Source organism: Methanocellales archaeon (assembly GCA_028715985.1).
GTDB lineage: Archaea > Halobacteriota > UBA148 > UBA148 > UBA148 > UBA148.
In genome coordinates this window covers 82888-97035 of record JAQUQR010000002.1, presented here as the reverse complement: position 1 = coordinate 97035, position 14148 = coordinate 82888, and the positions used below count along the sequence as shown (strand labels likewise).

Annotated in this window: 17 protein-coding genes and 1 tRNA gene; 12 read left to right on the top strand and 6 right to left on the bottom strand. The window is 44.0% G+C overall.

Annotation, left to right across the window (positions count from 1 at the left end):
* Positions 1 to 14: 14 nt before the first annotated feature.
* From PHI74_03040 to PHI74_03030, 3 genes are all read left to right on the top strand, one after another.
* On the top strand, positions 15 to 353 hold the full coding sequence (locus PHI74_03040) for a hypothetical protein (GenBank protein MDD5484987.1): 339 nt from the start codon (positions 15 to 17) through the stop codon (positions 351 to 353).
* 74 nt (positions 354 to 427) lie between these two features.
* On the top strand, positions 428 to 679 hold the full coding sequence (locus PHI74_03035; protein MDD5484986.1) for a hypothetical protein: 252 nt from the start codon (positions 428 to 430) through the stop codon (positions 677 to 679).
* A 42-nt stretch (positions 680 to 721) separates the two neighbouring features.
* The gene (locus PHI74_03030; protein MDD5484985.1) at positions 722 to 1270 is read left to right on the top strand and encodes a hypothetical protein; all 549 of its coding nucleotides are present in this window, start codon (positions 722 to 724) and stop codon (positions 1268 to 1270) included.
* Between the two features lie 598 nt (positions 1271 to 1868).
* Here the strand turns inward: PHI74_03030 and PHI74_03025 are convergent.
* The 3 genes from PHI74_03025 to PHI74_03015 all read right to left on the bottom strand — a co-directional run bounded on the left by PHI74_03025 (position 1869) and on the right by PHI74_03015 (position 5346).
* Positions 1869 to 2762, bottom strand: coding sequence for a helix-turn-helix domain-containing protein (locus PHI74_03025; protein ID MDD5484984.1), 894 nt, complete (start codon positions 2760 to 2762; stop codon positions 1869 to 1871).
* Positions 2763 to 2876: 114 nt separating this feature from the next.
* Complete coding sequence (locus tag PHI74_03020) at positions 2877 to 3788, bottom strand: DUF5667 domain-containing protein (GenBank protein MDD5484983.1); 912 nt, start codon at positions 3786 to 3788, stop codon at positions 2877 to 2879.
* Between the two features lie 391 nt (positions 3789 to 4179).
* A complete protein-coding gene (locus PHI74_03015) occupies positions 4180 to 5346 on the bottom strand; it encodes an NAD(P)/FAD-dependent oxidoreductase (GenBank protein ID MDD5484982.1) in 1167 nt (388 codons plus the stop codon).
* Between the two features lie 63 nt (positions 5347 to 5409).
* Between PHI74_03015 and PHI74_03010 the strand changes: the two genes are divergently transcribed.
* The 4 genes from PHI74_03010 to truD are packed head-to-tail and all read left to right on the top strand — an operon-like array spanning position 5410 to position 8273.
* On the top strand, positions 5410 to 5721 hold the full coding sequence (locus tag PHI74_03010; GenBank protein MDD5484981.1) for a hypothetical protein: 312 nt from the start codon (positions 5410 to 5412) through the stop codon (positions 5719 to 5721).
* A complete protein-coding gene (gene pth2, locus PHI74_03005) occupies positions 5718 to 6068 on the top strand; it encodes a peptidyl-tRNA hydrolase Pth2 (GenBank protein MDD5484980.1) in 351 nt (116 codons plus the stop codon). The genes PHI74_03010 and pth2 overlap by 4 nt, the downstream gene beginning before the upstream one ends.
* A 5-nt stretch (positions 6069 to 6073) precedes the next feature.
* On the top strand, positions 6074 to 6946 hold the full coding sequence (locus PHI74_03000) for a malate dehydrogenase (protein MDD5484979.1): 873 nt from the start codon (positions 6074 to 6076) through the stop codon (positions 6944 to 6946).
* A 19-nt stretch (positions 6947 to 6965) separates the two neighbouring features.
* Positions 6966 to 8273, top strand: coding sequence for a tRNA pseudouridine(13) synthase TruD (gene truD, locus PHI74_02995; protein MDD5484978.1), 1308 nt, complete (start codon positions 6966 to 6968; stop codon positions 8271 to 8273).
* Here truD and sppA read toward each other — a convergent pair.
* Entirely contained in the window at positions 8265 to 9182 is a 918-nt protein-coding gene (gene sppA, locus PHI74_02990) for a signal peptide peptidase SppA (protein ID MDD5484977.1), read from the bottom strand. The genes truD and sppA overlap by 9 nt on opposite strands.
* A gap of 32 nt (positions 9183 to 9214) precedes the next feature.
* Positions 9215 to 9288: transfer RNA gene (locus PHI74_02985), tRNA-Val, on the bottom strand.
* A gap of 268 nt (positions 9289 to 9556) precedes the next feature.
* Here PHI74_02985 and cofD point away from each other — a divergent pair.
* The 5 genes from cofD to PHI74_02960 all read left to right on the top strand — a co-directional run bounded on the left by cofD (position 9557) and on the right by PHI74_02960 (position 13349).
* Entirely contained in the window at positions 9557 to 10453 is an 897-nt protein-coding gene (cofD, locus tag PHI74_02980) for a 2-phospho-L-lactate transferase (protein ID MDD5484976.1), read from the top strand.
* 23 nt (positions 10454 to 10476) lie between these two features.
* Positions 10477 to 11574, top strand: coding sequence for a DUF763 domain-containing protein (locus PHI74_02975; GenBank protein ID MDD5484975.1), 1098 nt, complete (start codon positions 10477 to 10479; stop codon positions 11572 to 11574).
* A 111-nt stretch (positions 11575 to 11685) separates the two neighbouring features.
* A complete protein-coding gene (locus tag PHI74_02970) occupies positions 11686 to 11832 on the top strand; it encodes an AbrB/MazE/SpoVT family DNA-binding domain-containing protein (GenBank protein MDD5484974.1) in 147 nt (48 codons plus the stop codon).
* A gap of 122 nt (positions 11833 to 11954) precedes the next feature.
* Positions 11955 to 12797 (top strand): twin-arginine translocase subunit TatC, encoded by an 843-nt coding sequence (locus tag PHI74_02965; protein MDD5484973.1) that lies wholly within the window; start codon positions 11955 to 11957, stop codon positions 12795 to 12797.
* Between the two features lie 264 nt (positions 12798 to 13061).
* Complete coding sequence (locus PHI74_02960; protein MDD5484972.1) at positions 13062 to 13349, top strand: hypothetical protein; 288 nt, start codon at positions 13062 to 13064, stop codon at positions 13347 to 13349.
* A gap of 152 nt (positions 13350 to 13501) precedes the next feature.
* On the opposite strand, the gene PHI74_02955 is transcribed toward PHI74_02960, so the two are convergent.
* Complete coding sequence (locus PHI74_02955; GenBank protein MDD5484971.1) at positions 13502 to 14095, bottom strand: hypothetical protein; 594 nt, start codon at positions 14093 to 14095, stop codon at positions 13502 to 13504.
* Between the last annotated feature and the right edge of the window lie 53 nt (positions 14096 to 14148).

Genomic DNA, 14148 nt, shown 5'->3' with positions numbered 1-14148 from the left:
TTTTGGGAGGCAAAATGAAAAGGATCATAAAAGCAGGGATTGCATCTGCGTTGTTATTAATTGTTATGGTCGTGTACTTCTTTTTAGCAATCTATACTCCCGGAGGTGGGCTTTATATACGGGCAGAAAAAGTAACTAATATACCGGAATATTATGTTGAAGTAGACAAGGCAGAGCTTGAAAGATACCCTTACATTGCACAGGCAGTGTTGAATCCCGGTAAAGAAATCAGAGTTCCCTTTGATGACGAGAGCACATTCGAATTTTTAAAAGTATTTCCGAATGCTCACCGAACACGTTATATTAAATTTGAAGGAGATTACTACAGGCTAAGTGCAATTTCTGCTGATTAGGGCTTAATCTTTCGTGAGCACCGAGGGAGGGGCGCTTGAGATGTACTCAAAAAAGTTAGGAGGTGTTATGGAAAATGATGCAAAAGACGCTTATCTCGACAATCGTTGTAGCAGTATTAGTCATTTCAATAGTCGCAACAACAGCTACGGTTCTTGCAGATGACAACAAAAAGATGGTGCCCTCAGAGTTTAGGGAAGAGATCGTGAAAATTAAGAAACCAAGCATGGACGAACTCTTAGAAGTCAACGAAGGGCATTTCAACTTCCTTCGAAAGAATTTGGGAGAAAAGGGCGAAGAATTGGTGAATCAAGCGATTACAAATTGAGCTGAGAATCTAGAAGAGGCTCCAGATGAAATTGAAGTCAAGTTGACACTAGTCAAAGTCGGCGAGAAATGCATAAATTTCTGGGCTTATCGAGATGTTCAATTCCTCAATGATAACCCACTTACGGTTGAGGAAGATGATCCAATAAATTTGATATTTTATAATACGGGCAGCGCTTGGGATATCCAATATGACATGCAGAATTGGATCGATAATACATGGGATGGTGCTACTGGTTGGTCAGCGCGGACGTACATCGACGACACGGCGAATGGTGGCACAGCCTATTGGAAATGGCAAGACTATCAACTTGAAAACGGTGATTACTTTGGGTACAGGTATCACATACGGATTTTCGGCAGTGAATATTCAGATCCTCACTGGGCTGATGAATGGAGTGACGCCAACGTGCACTATGAGCGTTGGACAGGAACGGGACACCAAGTAATCAGCTATGAAGACGCAGAAGATTTTGTAAAGGATGACTTTGCAGATGAAGGGTTCGTTGGAGATATTTGGTATACCGACTTAGGCAATGACAACTTGGGGGATAACGACGGGTTAGCACCAGTTATCGAGTTAACCGCATAAGGCATGAAAATATAGAAGGAGATTAACCGCATGAAGTATGAACATATAAAATGGGGGACCGGGGTACTAACTTTGTTCGTATTTTTTGTGGTCCTCCTCTGGCCTTTTTTCCCCGTAATATTGCAAATATCTTCAAGATATGGGCCGCTTTACGCGCTAATCGGACGAATCGCATTACCACTCTTAGTTGGAATGTATGGCTGGTGGTCTCGTAAAATACCATTGGTGCTAGTGGTTAGCTTTCTCCCATTTTTGCTTCTTTTTATGTATGATATTATTATATTTGGGATAATGTTAAGGTTTTGGATATACTCAGGTATTTGTCTCAGTCTTATAGGAATGGGGGCTATATTGATAAATAGTAATAAAAAACTTGGTTTTTTTCTTGTCATTGTAGGTGTTATTTTGTGGATAATGCTAGTTGGGCAGGCCGAACTTTAGAATATCAAACAAAGGGCGAACGGGCGCAGAAGAAGTGAGGCGCCGCATCGGACGACATGACGTTGAGGAAAAATGGATGATCATGCAGGACCCGCGCCACCTCCAAAAGTAGCTCGCATCCCCTGAGGTTCCTCGGCTTCATATCCCCCCCAAGAGCTTATTTGAGGCGGATGAGGTTCTCCCGCCCCTTTCTGATCTTCTGTATCCGACCGTTCTCTTTGAGCGATTTGATGATGGCGCTTACCTTGGACTTTGAGAACCCGGTTTGTTTCACGATCTCAGACTGATAAAGCTCCCGGCCCGCCTCCTCAAGGAGGTGCAGGACCGTATCTTCATCGGACTCTGTTCTGTCGGACTCCTTATCAGGCTCGCGATATGACTTATGCATATAGTAGCATGCGCCCGCCACCGCCAACCCACCTAGGATGAGGATTAGTACCTGGAATGACAGGCCACTGTTAGCCTTTAACTCGATGTGTGGCTCTTCCGGCGAGAACGCCCTCATACCATACCAGATTAATGAATAACTGTTGCGCTGGTCAGGCTCTGGCGAGACCTTGACGACCTTATATTCCGAGGGATAATTTATGATAAGCGTGTAGTCTTGTGATAGGAACAGCCCGTCAGGAAGCGCGTCTCCCACCATGATACTGTTTCCAGAGGTGTTAGCGAATCCCTCCCAATCGAACCGATAGACCACGACACCATAGACCCCGGTGGGGGTGTGCTCCGTCTTGATATAGACCGTATAGGCCGAGCCTCTCATCGGCCTACCCGAGGCAGAGGATGCTGCCTTCAGAGTGGCCTCCATCTCCCCCTTGAATTCCGTGATATAGTCGGAGCGGTTATCTTGGAACTCGAGCACATAGTCCTCGAAAATGCTGATTTCCTCTTGGCTCTCAAGCTGATATCTTTGCTCGATGGTCCAACTAGCAGAACCGCCCTCCTGCAAGTCCACGCTATACGTGGTCCCCACCTCTGGTAAGTCCTGCGCCGAGGCGGCTGTCACAAGCAAAATACCGATAAATAGTATGGCTGCACCACGATTCATCAATCAAAAATGCCCCTATGAAATATAAAAATTATCGGGTGGAGCAGGAGGACCGTTGTCTCCACCCGATACGTTCTTTTTGGCGTGTCAGAAGCCTCCATCGCAATAATTGTATTAGCGTGTTATTTTCGATGTCCCCGTATTCATCCGATTTCGGCCGCCTCTATGTGTGTTCTCGTCTTCATTGGGTAACTCGACCCAGACCGGAGTTCCGCTGGTCAGAATTGCCATCACCGCATCCTCATCATCCGGATCACACAGCTCCGCCCAAACACTCGTGCCATTGTATGTGACCTGGAGCATGTCTTCATCGGTTTCATTGTCTTCAGATAACTTGACCCATACAGGCGTATCATTTACCACAACGGCTTTCACCGCATCCTCATCATCCGGATCACACAGCTCCGCCCAAACACTCGTGCCGTTAATCGTGACAAGGATCATATTTTCGTTGTCCTCATCATTGTCATCAGCCCACTCCGGGCGGTTGTCATCAGCCCACTCTGGGCGGCCATAATCTGCTTCATGCCTATGTTCAAACTGCTCTCTATGCTGGATGCTATTGTTTAGTGCTCGCTCGATGCCCTTTCGGGCCTGTTCGGGCATTGTCCCATTGTCGATGCGTTCAAGGAGACCTTGTAAGACTTTCTCGTGTTTTTGGGTCATATTCATAACATGCTCCATATGCTCTTCACTAACATTCCCTTCACATACTGTCTCATTGATCTGGCCTAGCTTGACCTCGTAGCGCTCGATGGCACGCTCCATGGCCCTAGTTCTGTTCTGATCGCCCATAGCCTGAGCCTCGGCTAGGCGCGCCTCAGCGTGGGCGAGCTGCTTCTCAAGGCGCGCCTCCTTACCAAAGGAGAACGCCTCGTTGGCATTCTCAAGGGCAATCTTCAGTCCATATAACGGACTTTCTGGGTCAGCCCAATTAGGGCCGTCTGCGGCCGCAGCTGGCTGTGCGGTCAAGATCAGAAAGGCGATTAGGGCTATTGGTACAATTCTCATCACTATGCTTTTCATCTAAATATACCTCCAAATAACCCTTTATCTGATATTATTTAACTTATTTGAGCGTTTTATGAGTTTTTAACGTTCATAATCGTCCAATTTCAGTATTAAGTTAATTTTAAAGCTCAAATAGCTCCTTTAATCTATATTATAACTTAATAACCTAATTAAATAGATTTCCAGACTTTTTTTATAAATAATCGGTTGCAGTCGACGGTGACCATATAATAAATAATTATCTATTCACCCAGCTCGCCTATAATGCACAGTATTCTATCTCACCAGAATAAGGTACCAAGGAGATGGATGACGTTGGGAGATGGTTACTAAGCCTAGGTCTCATCATCGGCTGTGGATCAGCCTCCTCTTTCGGTCGTGGCTTCCTGCAGAACATCGATTAAATCTATCCCATTGCCTTCACTATCAACCCAAATGATTTTAGTAAACTTGGTTTCGTCAAAATCAATTTTTTCACCACCGCTGATGGGTAATCCATGTCCCCATACTTAGATATGATGTTCAGTATCTTTGGATCGTTGATCATTCCGATCAGCTCATTTATGTCCGAATCGCTTAATCTACCCAAGACTTCGTTAATCTTCATGCCTACGTTGAGCTCTCGTCCTATTGCAGCTCGCCATCGATTTTCATACTCCGTCAGGCGCTCAGCCGATGTATTCCCCTCTTTTATCACTTTTGCAGCTACTTCTCCGGCGATCTTTGCGCAGATTGCACCAGTGTAGATGCCTCCACCAGAGACGGGTTTGACTTGTCCTGCTGCATCGCCAACGATCATTATGCCCTTGCTTATGGTTCGTTCTAGGGGTCCAAGTGGAATGGCACCCATCATGAGATCAAGATAAGACCCTTTATATCTTTTTGAAACTACTTTGTGATATTTTAGCATGGATGTGAGGTGTTGAAATGGTCTCGAGGTGCACAATCCTATGCGAGCGGTATCTTCTATGGGGATCGCCCAGGCAAAGAATCCCGGTGCGACTGATCCGGTAAATATCTCTACAAAAGAAGGATCGTTTGCGTCATATAGTCCCAGGATTTGTATACCTGGTAATATTTTTTTCACTTTTCCAAGGTCTGACCACTTTGCAATATCGCTTTTAACGCCATCAGCACCTATTATGATCTTTGCACTTATCTCCAAAAGCTCTCCTTGGCTTGTGACCTCTAGGATATTTTCCCCTTTTCTTAGACCTGTTGCCTTTGCAGGGATCAAGACGTCTGCACCAGCTTTTGCCGCCCGCTTTGCAAGCTCTTGATCGAACATCTTTCGATCTATTGCATATGCTTTTACTTCTCCTCCTTCGATCTGGATTTCCTGGCCATCAGGCGAACATATGAAAGCCCCCCTTATCTCATTGTTTATCCACTTACCTAAACCAATTTCACATTCATCCAGGGCTTTCACACTGATCAACCCAGCACAACTCACCGGATGCCCTATGGCTGGATGCTCCTCAATGAGAAGGGTTTCAGCCCCACTCATAGCAGAATACTTGGCTGCCAATGATCCTGCCGGGCCAGCACCTACGACGACTACGTCATATTTCATTTTTTTCAACACCATATTTATTATTTGTGAGCTAGCATATTAGCTGTATCCTGGTGTGATAAAATGCCGGTCAAAAGCAAAATACTTAAGTTTTTTAGGAAATCAGAGGAACATGAAAACGGCTCATCTGACTATCTGTGCAAGTTCGTTCAGCTCGATGGCGAAAAGATAGGTGAAAGCATAGCTGTTTATGATAAGTACTTGTTAGTCAAGCATGGGTCAGACATCCTTGGTATCCCGCTGGACTGCGTAATTGCCGTATCAGAAGAGATAGTCGTCGGTAAGTTCAACAAAAAAGAAGCCAGAAAAATTGGCAAAGAGTGGAAAGATAAAAGTACAGTTGAGATTAAGGATGATAAAATGGTGACCCAGTGAAATTTGAATATAAGCAGTGCATAGTCGTAAGACTGGACCTGCATTTATCGAAGGGTAAACTGGCTGCACAAGCAGCGCATGCCGCGATATCCGCATGTGAAAAGGCGAAACCGTCGATAAGACGTGCATGGAAGGCAGAGGGGCAGAAAAAAGTCATCTTGGCCGTCGATGATCTAAATGAATTATTTGAATTAGAGGCAGAAGCCAAGAGATTCGGTCTTCCCAGTGCTATGATCGAGGATGCTGGTTTGACCGAAGTGCCACCCGGAACGATCACTGCGTTGGGCATCGGTCCAGCCAAAAATGAAGAATTGGATAAGCTTACGGGAAATCTGAAACTATTGTGATTGCGATGGTCAAGATAGGATTTGTGGGGGCGGGAAGGATTGGCTCGACATCAGCCTATGCAGTATTACATAGAGTTGACTGTGACGAAATAGTCTTAGTCGACATCATCGAAGATATAGCTATCGGTGAGTCATTGGACCTAAGCACAGCCGCAATTGCTATGGGCAAGGATACGATCGTCAAGGGAGGGAGGGATTATTCATCCTTGCGAAATTCGGATGTCATCGTGATCTCGGCAGGTCTTGCAAGAAAGCCCGGGATGACTCGATTGGATCTCACGAAGGCAAATGCAGCTATTCTCTCAAATGTCATGGAGCAGTTGAATCTTTTCGCAGGTGCAATTCTCGTTTTAGCCACAAACCCAGTCGATTTGATGACGTACATGGCATTTAAACTCTCTCAAAAACCACGCAGTGAGGTCATTGGCATGGGATCTTCCCATGACACCGCCCGCTTAAGGGAACAAATGCTGGGCTATGGCGTGAGATCGAATGCGATGATGATCGGTGAACATGGGGATAGCATGACTCTTCTGAAAAAAGGAGATACAGGCGGAATCGATTGGGATAACTTCATTAAATCAACGAAAGAAAGGGCCATGGAAGTCATAAAACGAAAGGGTGCCACTTATTATGCGCCTGCTTCCTGTGTGGCAGAGATCGTAAAGGCCATCATCAATGATGAACATGCCCTCATACCCATAAGCGTCTTTTTGGAAGGCGAGTATGGGCTGCACGACGTCGCAATAGGCGTTCCAGCGATTATCGGTAAGCATGGGGCAGAAGTCGTGGAATATGATTTGGACGAGGAAGAGTTGATAAAACTGAGAGATTCTGCCAGTATCCTCAAAAAAATGTTAAAGGACATAGGCGATTGAAGTATTTTAGCTAAGTTTTATGGATAACAATCTAGTACCTCAGCTTGAGCGAAATATCGGAATGGAACTCTATGTGACGAAATCCCCCGGCGTTGGTGGTAAAATCCGCCAGTTGATCGACGACTTTTATGTAGAGGAGATCTCAAGCAGAGTTGAGGGCAAAGAAGGGCCATATTTGATAGTGGAGCTGACCAAACTGGATTGGGATACGCATCATGTCATTAGGGATCTGTCTCGTTCGTTGGGCATCAGCCAAAAGAGGTTTGGTTGGGCAGGAACCAAGGACAAAAGAGCGATCACAAAGCAGAAAATAAGCATTTGGGACATATCGGAGGAGGAACTCGGGAATGTCAGTCTGCCAAGAGTTGAGCTTCATGCCATAGGGCGCTCAAATAAGAAAATTGAGCTAGGAGACCTTTTGGGTAACAGCTTTCGGATAACCATCAGGGGCGTGGACCTGTCTCCTGAGGAAACAGGGAAAAGAATCCAATCGATATCGGATGAAATTGCTCAGTTTGGTGGCTTACCGAATTTCTTTGGGGTTCAACGTTTTGGCACATTACGCTCTGTAACGCATTTGGTGGGAGATGCGATCATGAAGGGTGATTTTGAGAGAGCAGCAATGATCTACATAGCAAAACCATTTCCTAGCGAGCCTGAAGAGATTCGAAGTGCAAGAGAATATGTCTGGGGGACTCATGACTTCAAAGGCGGATTGAGGCTCTTTCCGAGGCATCTCCGCTATGAGCGTGCGATGATGAATCACTTGGTGTCCAATGAAAGCGATTATATGGGGGCATTCAAGATTTTATCGCCAGGTCTCAAAAAGATGTTCTTACATGCGCATCAATCCTATATATTCAACAAGATCCTCAGCAGAAGGTTGCAAAAGGGATTGCCGATAAATATTGCTATGGATGGGGACATCGTCTGCTTTGTGAACAAATCGGGCTTTCCGGATATCTCCAGAATACAGTTTGTAAACAATGGCAATGTGGATGGGATAAATAATTTGATCCGTAGAAAACGGGCATTTATAACAGCTCCTCTGGTTGGCTATGGATCCCAGCTTGCAAAAGGGGAACCCGGGGAGATCGAACGTTCAGTCATAGATGAAATGGGAATCGATCTAAATGATTTTGCCGTTCCACAAATGCCAGAGCTTGCCTCTTGCGGAATAAGGCGAGAGGTTCTGCTGTCAGTTCAGCCAATCCATGAGATTGATGCTGATCTCAACGGCACGAAAATCGTCTTGAGGTTTTCGTTACCCAAGGGATGCTATGCAACTGTTGTGCTACGGGAGTATATGAAGACCGTGTTAGGATAACAACTTTCCATATCGATTTTCTTCCAGGTATCTAAGATAATGTTGGGCATCATATTCGCCTCCAACACCAAACCATAGATTTGATAGCGACGGCTCATTCATGTATTTTACTTGGGGCGTTCCTTTTATTCCACCGAGTTTTGCGGCGGTATCTATTGCATCGTGCAGGTTGCCAAGTTCATCGATTAATCCAAGGTCCTTTGCACTGGCTCCCAGATAGATTCTACCGTCTGCTAATCCCCTAACCTCGTTGGTTGGCATATTTCGGCCTTGAGCAACCTCCTTTACAAATCGCTCGTATGAATCCGTTATTACCTGCTCTGCGTATTCTCTCTCCTCTTCGGTCAAGCCTCTCCAATCTGCGCCCATGTCCTTGAGCTCACCTGATTTTACAGCCTCAAAATCGATTCCCTCCTCCTCATAATACCCTGATCTGTTTGTGAAGACCCAGATCACGCCAATGCTTCCAGTCATCGTGTCTGGATTCGCAACAATTCTCTCTGCTGGCGCCGAGATATAGTATGCTCCAGAGGTTGCTATCTCCCCCATTGATATCACTACTGGTTTTCCTTTTTCTTGTGCATTCTTGATTTCAGTTATTATCTCTTGTGCTGCAGCAGGCGTCCCACCGGGAGAGTTGACTCGTAATACCATCGCTTTTACCGATAATTCATCAGTGGCATCTCGGATATTTTTGCAGATGTTCTCTGAGGTGGCATATCCTATCTCATTTGGTACATTCCCAGTAACCATCTCTCCTTGGACATAGATCACAGCTATCTCCTCTTTGACAATTCCCATCTCTCTTATCGTTTCTGTAGCAATCAATAGCACCAAAACGAGTGCAACTCCGAGCATGAAGGCTATCGCCAAGTGTTTTACCTTGATGTTTCCAGAATCCTTTTCCATTTTCTCACTCCCTTTTTATGGTGAAAAGTAAATGGGCCCGATGCGATTCGAACGCATGACCTTCGCCGTGTGAAGGCGACGTCATAACCAACTAGACCACGGGCCCTGAAAGGATACTGCATCTTATTTTGTATCAAACCTTTTTTAAAGGTTTGCTTCAGATTAATCGCTTCTTTTCACTTGAGGGAAAAAGATCAGTCAACGACTACCTACTCATGGGCTTTAGTGTGTGGATGTTGTAGCTTCGTTGTGTTTATTGATGGAAATCTCGATTATTTGGAGCAAAGAGGATATGTCATAAAATGAAGATGAAATTTCAGTTTTTGGGAAATTTTTATGGTAGAAGTAGCACATCGATCTAAATAAACAAAATCATGATCATTCTATCTGGTGGAACCGGAACTCCCAAATTGTTGTCAGGCTTAAAGAGCATAATACCAGAAGAGAGCCTAGCTGTGGTTGTGAACACCGCAGAAGACATGTGGGTTTCAGGCAACCTGGTTTGTCCAGACATCGATACGGTTTTATATACGTTCACAGACCTGATCGACGAGGACAAGTGGTGGGGAATAAAAGGTGATACCTTTTATACACACGAATCTCTGAAGAAGTTGGGCTTTCATGAGCTTATGAAGCTAGGAGACCAAGATAGGGCGGTGCACATCCTCCGTTCTGAGCTTCTTAGAGACGGTTTCACACTGACTCAGTCCATAGATGAACTCAGACGCTCATTTAGAATTGATGCAAGGATATTGCCGATGAGCGATGACCCTGTGGCTACTATGATTCTTACACCGGAAGGAGAGATGCATTTCCAAGATTTCTGGATAAAACGCCAAGGAAAACCAAAAGTGTTGGGTGTCAGATTTGACGGCCTTGATAAAGCAGAGCCGACACCAGAGGTGATGAACGCGCTAAGGTGTGAGGATTCTGTGATCATCGGTCCATCCAATCCAATCACAAGTATCGGACCAATCTTGGGATTGAAAGGCATAAAATCAATTCTGCAAAAAAAGAAGGTCATCGCCATATCCCCCATCATTGAGGGTAAACCAGTGAGCGGTCCTGCTGCAAAGCTAATGAATGCGATGGGCTATGAGATATCATCTGTTGGCATTGCACAATGCTATGCTGATTTCCTGGATGTGCTGGTGGTTGACAGGAAGGAGGATTGCATGCTGCCTGGTGTTAGTGTGTTGAAGACTGACATAATGATGGGATCTTTAGAGAGAAGCATAGAACTGGCAAGGTTTATCGTTGATTTAGTCTGATAAAGTAATGAGTAAGTATGTAAATGAAGCGTACTGGAATCGTTAATCTACCTTTGCATGGGGGAAAAGCCCCCCGATGGTTGTTCGACAGAATGGTGAAATTGGCTGGTAGTATTACCGAAATTCTCATCTACGAATATGGTCAGGAGGAATTTTTAAGAAGAGTTTCTGAGCCCTATTGGTTCCAAGCATTTTCTTGCGTTCTGGGATTTGACTGGCATTCCTCAGGTACTACGACCACAGTATGCGGTGCTCTGAAGGTTGCGATAGATCCTGAAGAATACGGTCTGAAGGTTGCTGGCGGAAAGGGCCGAACATCGAGGAAGACGCTTGCTGAGATCGAGGAGGCGGCAGATTTGTTTGCTTTATCTACAAGCGAGGTCGAAAAGCTAAAGTACTCTAGCAGGATGTCTGCCAAGGTCGACAATAACTGTATCCAGGATGGGTACCAACTCTATCACCATTGCTTTATTTTTACGGAGAGGGGAGAGTGGGTGGTAATACAACAGGGTATGAACGAGCGGTATGCAAGGCGATATCACTGGCTTTCCGACTCAGTTGAGAGCTTTGTGGAAGAGCCCCATGTTGGGATTTGTAGTGACAGGCGGGAGGAGTCTGTACTGGATCTGACATCCAGAGATAGTAAAAATACGAGGGAAGTAAGCCTTGATTTGATCAGAGATGATCCTGAGAACTTGATGAAATACCTACAGCCGGCAAAGCAGAAACAGCTAAAAGAATTTGCAGAGCTATCCATGCCAGCCCATCATCCCATACTTGCCATAGATCTTAGCAAAAGGGAAATGGAGGTGCTCAAGAAAGCATACGAGATACAGCCAGAAAACTATGAGGAACTAGTTTATCTGAAAGGAATGGGGCCAAAGAAAATAAGGGCTCTGGCTCTGATCTCTGATATTATCTATGGCACAAATCCGAGCTGGAAAGACCCGGTCAAATATAGCTTCGCACATGGAGGCAAAGATGGTTTTCCCTATCCAGTCAATAGAGAGGTCTACGATACTTCAATCAAGACGCTGGAAGATGCGATAGAAGGTGCTAAATTGGACAATAAAGATAGGTACCATGCCATTAAGAGGCTCAGAGATTTTTGCGTGGTCTGATAAAAAACCCTAAATTATGAAGATTAACCACAGAAATCATAAATATTAATTCCCATTTTTAACACCCTATATAACCAAACCTTTAATCTTTATTTAAACAATTATTAAAACATGAAAGACAGAAAAATCCTAAAAGTCGGATCAAGTTATATGGTTACTCTGCCCATGGACATTGTGAGAGGCTTCGGATGGGACGAGAACACAAGGATAAAGGTAAAGATAACGGGGAGAAAGACGTTGGAGATAGAGGAGGCGTGAAAATATTGGTGTGGTAACCTATGGGAATAAGACCTCTCATCCACCACCTTTTTAGCAGAACCAGAAGGGGGTAACATATATTTAGAGGGTTGAATTAATAGGCGTAACATGGACTATCAAAAATGAAAGGAGATGCTAAAGAAATGACAAAACACCTCGGACCTGTTATGATAGGTAGTTTAGTAACGATTGTTCTCAGCATCTTTATAACGCCTTTCCTCTCAATTATTATCGGCGGTTTGATTGCAGGTATCATGTGCAAGGGGGGTGCTAGTGGCGGTGCTAAAGTTGGCTTTCTATTGGGCATCATTTTAGCGATACCATCCTTTTTCATAATGGTGTGTGTACTCGCACTTATTATTCCCTTTGTAGGTACAATAGTAGGTGCAATAATAGGTGAACTTGGTGTAGTTTTAATGGTGATTATCGGAGTGCTTTTAATGGTGATTAGTGGAGTGCTCGGTCTCATTGGCGGCGTTATTGGTGGATCAATAGGCGGAGAGAATAGATATAATATAGAAAATCGGTTTGAGGCAGAGAAACCGTTCATCATCGAACCGTTCATCGTATTGGTGGCTGTTTTAGCCCCAATCCTATTCTTCCTGGGCGTCGCCTATTCTCACTTTATCATGCTCCCTATCCTTCTCAGCTTTCTGAACGCACTTGCAATGAGTGGTGGGGCAACAAGCACTTGGTCTTTAGAGTCATGGACCATTTTCGCCACAATGATGACCGTAGTCTTTGGCTTGACCTTTGAATTGCCCATAGTACTTCCTCTACTGGTGCGATTTGGTGTGGTCAGCTATCAAAACCTTCGAGAGCATCGAAAACACGGAATAGTAATCGTGTTCATAGTAGCGGCGATCATAACACCACCAGACGTGCTTTCTCAGATGATGATCGCACTTCCGATGCTTCTGTTCTATGAAGTTGGCTTACTTACCGCCAGAAGTGCAATCAAATAGTAGGTGTTAAGCACTTGATTAAGCTTATATTTAAGGGTTTGAGGGTGACAGACGAATATCGGTATGCAAGACTCTGAATTATCATCAAAGACCATCAAAAATCTCTTCTCGCCTATGCCCGCAAAAGATTGGTAAGTGAACTTTGGGGTTAGAGGAAATAGTAGAGTCAACCTTAAAGTAAAAGTTTTTACGATTGACTTACTTAGTATCTATGTGAACTCAGAAAAAAGAGATTAATTACGAAGGTTGAATGGGGAGACAAATATGGCAATTTACAACGTAACAGTGTATGAAACGATTGGTATTACAGCGAAAGCGAATGCAGAGGTAATATTATCTCCTTTTATTGTTTTCATGTTTTTCATTTTTACAACATCTTATGGAATTCTTCTTATGATTTCTTACGATTTGTTAAAACATGCATTGGAAATTGGTAAAGTCGTTTTTCCAAAAAGATTACTTATTATTTGGATTTTATCTTTGATCTTCACTATAGTTAGCGCTTTTATATGTTATCACAAGTTTGGAAGGGCTTTTTTTGTTGAAATTTAAACGATCTATGTTTATCAGGAGCTTTAATATTGGAATAACTCTTTTCAAATTTACGCTCTCTTGTATTTCTCTTGATAGGAAGGTATTTTGATATCTTGGCTTAGATTAGATTCATTTATGCAATATCCACTCCTCTAATACTTCTCTCTCACTTATAACTTAATCGGCTTTCTTTTTTTGAGCCAAAAACCGATTGCAATGATCTTATTCGCTGAAATTATGCATGCTAGACCTGCAAATAGCAGGATTTTTCTGCCAAGAGGCATCGGGTGCCACAAGCATTCGGCCCATCTCTCCAAAATTTCTTCATAGGGGTGCGGTCGACCCATCTCATACTTTTCTTCAAACGCCCCTATTTGCTTTCCCTCATAGTCGACCCAGAAGTGAATGGGTGAAAAATGAATTTCGTAATCAATACCTTTTTCTTCCAAAATGCTGGCGAAGAGAATCGATCTGCCCTTACAGTCCCCTTCGCCTTTTTCCCATACTTCTGCAGGAGTTGGAAAGTACCAAGGTACGCTGTAAACTTTCCAATCATAATCATATTTGAGTTCGCTGCTGATGAATTCATCCACCAAAATTGCATTGTTTGGTAGTTGTTTGCTAATATCTCTTACAGCTATTGGATCCAAAGGTGGATTCCACACTCTATAAACATTTAGTGGTACTAAAGCAGGATTTGGGTAGAGAACTACCAATATCCAAATGCAACAAAGCAGTGTTAGAACCCTTTTTCCAATCTTCATTGAAGTTCTATTTGGTTCCTAGCAATAAAAAATCATTCTCCGACTGGAACTTT

Bases quoted from the DNA above. Each gene is read 5' to 3' on its own strand.
- PHI74_03010 (MDD5484981.1), top strand. From the start codon at position 5,410: ATGCCGGTCAAAAGCAAAATACTTAAGTTTTTTAGGAAATCAGAGGAA.
- PHI74_02970 (MDD5484974.1), top strand. From the start codon at position 11,686: ATGAAAGACAGAAAAATCCTAAAAGTCGGATCAAGTTATATGGTTACT.
- PHI74_02965 (MDD5484973.1), top strand. From the start codon at position 11,955: ATGAAAGGAGATGCTAAAGAAATGACAAAACACCTCGGACCTGTTATG.
- sppA (MDD5484977.1), bottom strand. From the start codon at position 9,182: ATGGAAAAGGATTCTGGAAACATCAAGGTAAAACACTTGGCGATAGCC.
- PHI74_02975 (MDD5484975.1), top strand. From the start codon at position 10,477: ATGAAGCGTACTGGAATCGTTAATCTACCTTTGCATGGGGGAAAAGCC.
- PHI74_03025 (MDD5484984.1), bottom strand. From the start codon at position 2,762: ATGAATCGTGGTGCAGCCATACTATTTATCGGTATTTTGCTTGTGACA.
- PHI74_03020 (MDD5484983.1), bottom strand. From the start codon at position 3,788: ATGAAAAGCATAGTGATGAGAATTGTACCAATAGCCCTAATCGCCTTT.
- PHI74_02960 (MDD5484972.1), top strand. From the start codon at position 13,062: ATGGCAATTTACAACGTAACAGTGTATGAAACGATTGGTATTACAGCG.
- PHI74_03040 (MDD5484987.1), top strand. From the start codon at position 15: ATGAAAAGGATCATAAAAGCAGGGATTGCATCTGCGTTGTTATTAATT.
- truD (MDD5484978.1), top strand. From the start codon at position 6,966: ATGGATAACAATCTAGTACCTCAGCTTGAGCGAAATATCGGAATGGAA.
- PHI74_03035 (MDD5484986.1), top strand. From the start codon at position 428: ATGATGCAAAAGACGCTTATCTCGACAATCGTTGTAGCAGTATTAGTC.
- PHI74_02955 (MDD5484971.1), bottom strand. From the start codon at position 14,095: ATGAAGATTGGAAAAAGGGTTCTAACACTGCTTTGTTGCATTTGGATA.
- PHI74_03015 (MDD5484982.1), bottom strand. From the start codon at position 5,346: ATGAAATATGACGTAGTCGTCGTAGGTGCTGGCCCGGCAGGATCATTG.
- cofD (MDD5484976.1), top strand. From the start codon at position 9,557: ATGATCATTCTATCTGGTGGAACCGGAACTCCCAAATTGTTGTCAGGC.
- PHI74_03000 (MDD5484979.1), top strand. From the start codon at position 6,074: ATGGTCAAGATAGGATTTGTGGGGGCGGGAAGGATTGGCTCGACATCA.